Raw genomic sequence first — 3,317 nt, 5'->3', positions numbered from 1 at the left:
ACAAGCCTACATCAAGCACATTCTTGACCGCATAGCTGTCGCTGACACATTAGAAAAACTCGAAGCCCTGCTGCCATGGAATGTAGAGCTGGATTAAGCTAAGTAGCCGTTCTGCAAGGGTGCTGATTTAAGGGCGCTTACTGAATACTCATGTACTTTATGTGTAATTTTAGCTTTTTTGACTAGATTGATTCCAGGTGTCATTTCCATCTCGCACGTCTAATTATTTAACAAAAAAAAGCAGGTAAACCAGCCTATTAAGCTAATTTACCTGCTATTAAAAAGAATTACTTCAAGTGCTTATAGAAAATGCTTAGAAAAAACCCTTATAGGACGATAAAGCGATCTTCATCAGCCATAAATTCTTTTTCTGAAAACTTACCCTGATGTGAACCAAAAGGCATTTGGGCGCGTAGTTTCCAGCTAGCTGGAAGCTTCCACTCTGCTGCTACGGCTGCATCAGGTAATGGATTATAGTGTTGCAAACTTGCACCAATATTGGCTTCAGCTAGCGCAGTCCATACCGCAAACTGAGCAATACCTGTTGAATGCTCTGACCAAATTGGAAAGTTATCGGCATAAAGTGCAAAGTTTTCTTGCAGGCCTTTTACAACATCTTGGTCTTCATAAAATAAAACTGTACCTGCGCCAGCTGCAAAGCTATTAATTTTAGCTTCTGTAGGAGCAAAGTTTTCAGCAGGAACAATTTTCTGCAATTCGTTTCTAACAATATCCCAAAACTTTTCATGCTGAGCGCCGTGTAAAATAACCGCGCGCGAGCTTTGTGAGTTAAAGGCTGAAGGTGCTTGGCGCATAGCTTCTTTAATTAACTCAGTTACTTCTTGCTCTGCTAAAGGTAAATCTTTACCTAACGCATACTGACTACGACGTTTTTTAATTGCTGCTAAATATTGCTTAGTCATTTAATAAACTCCTGTTTTGTCTCAAAAATTAGTTTTCGTTTTTTTAGTAGTAGCTGCTTAATTTGCATCAACTAAAACTAGCTCAGCATCTTCTAATGCCGTTATAACAATTTTTTCTTCTTGGTGAATCGCTGCGCCATCGCGTGCATTTAATAGCAGGCCATTTACTTCAACTTTTCCTTTAGCTGGCACTAAATAACCATAACGATCAGCACTAGCAAAGCTGTACTCTAGTTGTTCACCCGCTTTTAATGTTGCGCCTAAAACTCGCGCATCGGTACGAATTGGTAAGGCTTCAGTGTCTTCAGAAAAACCACTGGCTAAGACTATAAAACGGCCAGAGCGTTCATCTTTTGGAAAAGGTTGCGCTCCCCAAGAGGGGCTAGTAGGTTTTTGGTTTGATTCAATCCAAATTTGGAAAATGCGTGTTTCTACTGCTTCCAAGTTATATTCAGAGTGTACAATACCACTACCTGCACTCATCACTTGCACATCACCCGCTTCGGTACGGCCTTTATTACCTAGGCTGTCTTCATGGGTAATGGCACCTTCTCTTACATAGGTGATAATTTCCATATCTTTATGGGGGTGCGACGGGAAGCCTGTATTGGGCTGAATAATGTCATCATTCCAAACGCGTAAGGAGCCCCAACTCATGTGTTTTGCATCGTAATAGTTGGCAAACGAAAAATGGTGTTTAGCATCTAGCCAACCATGGTTTGCTCCACCTAAGCTTTCAAATGAACGATGTTCAATCATAGGGTCTCCTTTAACTCAATGTTATTTAACATGAATTCAGTGTAGTGTTTTACCCTCTTGTAGAGAATCCCTAAAATGGAATAGCAGCCTTTCCAATTCTGATGACTCAATTTGCTAAGGTGTATAAGTGCAACGTTTACCTGATTTTGAAGCTTGGGCTATTTTTGCCACCATTGCTCGCGAAGGATCTTTTGCTAAAGCAGCAAAGGTTTTAAGCTTGTCTCAAGCAACCGTTTCTAAGGTAATTACTCGCTTAGAAGCGCGTACCAAAACTACCCTTTTTCACCGCACTTCACGCGGTATTTCTTTAACAGAAAGTGGCTATGGCGTATTAGAAGGCGCTAACGATCTGCTTAACATGGGTGAAGAGGTTGAGGCTGATATTAAAGAACAGTCAGAAAGTTTACGTGGGTTAATTCGTATTTCATCACCTATGTCCTTTGGCTTAAGTAACTTAGCACCTTTATTACCAGACTTTCTTGAAAAACACCCAGATATAGAAATCGATATTCAGTTTAATGATCAGCAAGTTGACTTGGTAACAGGCCGTTTTGATTTTTCTTTACGCATTGCTAACCTAGTCGATTCCAGTTTATTAGCAAGGCGTTTATGCCCTATTAATATTCTTCTAGTGGGTTCCCCTGCTTACTTTTCCAAACATGGCACACCCAAGCACCCAAGTGATTTAGCCGATCACCAAGCCTTACTTTATTCTTACGATAACTATGGCACTAACTGGCGTTTTACCCATGCTGAAGAAGGAGAATTTAGCCAAGCTTTACCGCCTAGTCGCTTACGCGTAAATAATGGTGATGCTTTACAACCGGCATTAAAACGCGGCTTGGGCTTAGCTCTACAGCCAGATTTTTTAGTGTGGGAAGGTCTACAAAGTGGTGAACTTATTCAAGTTATGTGCGATTGGAAGGTAGCACCGATTGCCTTGTATATTATTACGCCGCCCGGACGATCGCGCCCAGCTAGAGTAAAAGCTTTTATTGAGTATTTGGTTCAGCACCTAAGTTCAGCCCCTTGGAATAACGTTTTAATAAACTAGGCTACCCATCATTAACTAAATCTACTATTGTGTTGCGCGCATTTAATCAAAACATATTAAAAATATTGGAAGGGTATCCATGATTTGTAAAACACACAGGATTTTAAAAAACAAGTTAGCAGTCGCTTTTTTGGTTGTTGGCGCTTCTAGTCAGGTAGCAGCCATAGAAATTAATGAACATAACGGAACCAAGTTTAGTTTTGGTGGCTATATTAAGGCTGAAGGCATTGTTAATAAACCTGACCAAATAAGTAACAAACCTGATTCTGGTGACCGAACTTTTGAATCAAGTTTACGTCAGTCACGCCTAAACTTTTCTGCCGATACGCTTATTGAAGCGCATAAAGTAAAAGCTTTTGTGGAAATCGACTTTTGGGATGATCTGGATAAAGGTGCTGATGCTTCTTATGCACCTAGATTGCGCCATGCTTATCTAGGCATAGATAACGTTACGATTGGGCAAACTTGGAGCGGCCAATTTTTTGCTGCTGCGCCAATGGATGTAGAAATGCTAAATATGTTTGGCCTTGGTACTGGTACTTTGGCTGGCACAGGCGCTACAGTCCGCCCCGATTTATTGG

At 40.8% G+C, this 3,317-nt stretch carries 4 protein-coding genes and 1 pseudogene; 3 read left to right on the top strand and 2 right to left on the bottom strand.

The window, feature by feature from the left end; genetic code table 11:
- A partial coding sequence (locus VJY63_RS10635; RefSeq protein WP_324049338.1) for a transposase domain-containing protein occupies positions 1 to 97 on the top strand: 97 nt, incomplete at its 5' end.
- Positions 98 to 326: 229 nt separating this feature from the next.
- Here the strand turns inward: VJY63_RS10635 and VJY63_RS10630 are convergent.
- Positions 327 to 923: a nitroreductase family protein gene (locus VJY63_RS10630; protein ID WP_324050697.1), complete on the bottom strand. Its 597-nt coding sequence runs from the start codon at positions 921 to 923 to the stop codon at positions 327 to 329.
- A 57-nt stretch (positions 924 to 980) separates the two neighbouring features.
- Entirely contained in the window at positions 981 to 1,682 is a 702-nt protein-coding gene (locus tag VJY63_RS10625; RefSeq protein WP_324050696.1) for a pirin family protein, read from the bottom strand.
- Positions 1,683 to 1,809: 127 nt separating this feature from the next.
- Here VJY63_RS10625 and VJY63_RS10620 point away from each other — a divergent pair, with 127 nt between their 5' ends.
- Together VJY63_RS10620 and VJY63_RS10615 are read left to right on the top strand one after the other, a co-directional pair.
- Positions 1,810 to 2,736: a LysR family transcriptional regulator gene (locus tag VJY63_RS10620; protein WP_324050694.1), complete on the top strand. Its 927-nt coding sequence runs from the start codon at positions 1,810 to 1,812 to the stop codon at positions 2,734 to 2,736.
- 79 nt (positions 2,737 to 2,815) lie between these two features.
- Positions 2,816 to 3,317 (top strand): annotated as a pseudogene (locus tag VJY63_RS10615) (hypothetical protein); the annotation flags it as partial.

Origin of the sequence: Marinospirillum sp. (genome assembly GCF_035271045.1) — a bacterium.
GTDB lineage: Bacteria > Pseudomonadota > Gammaproteobacteria > Pseudomonadales > Halomonadaceae > Marinospirillum.
The sequence above is the reverse complement of the archived record's forward strand: the minus strand, read 5'-3'. Positions and strand labels throughout refer to the sequence as shown.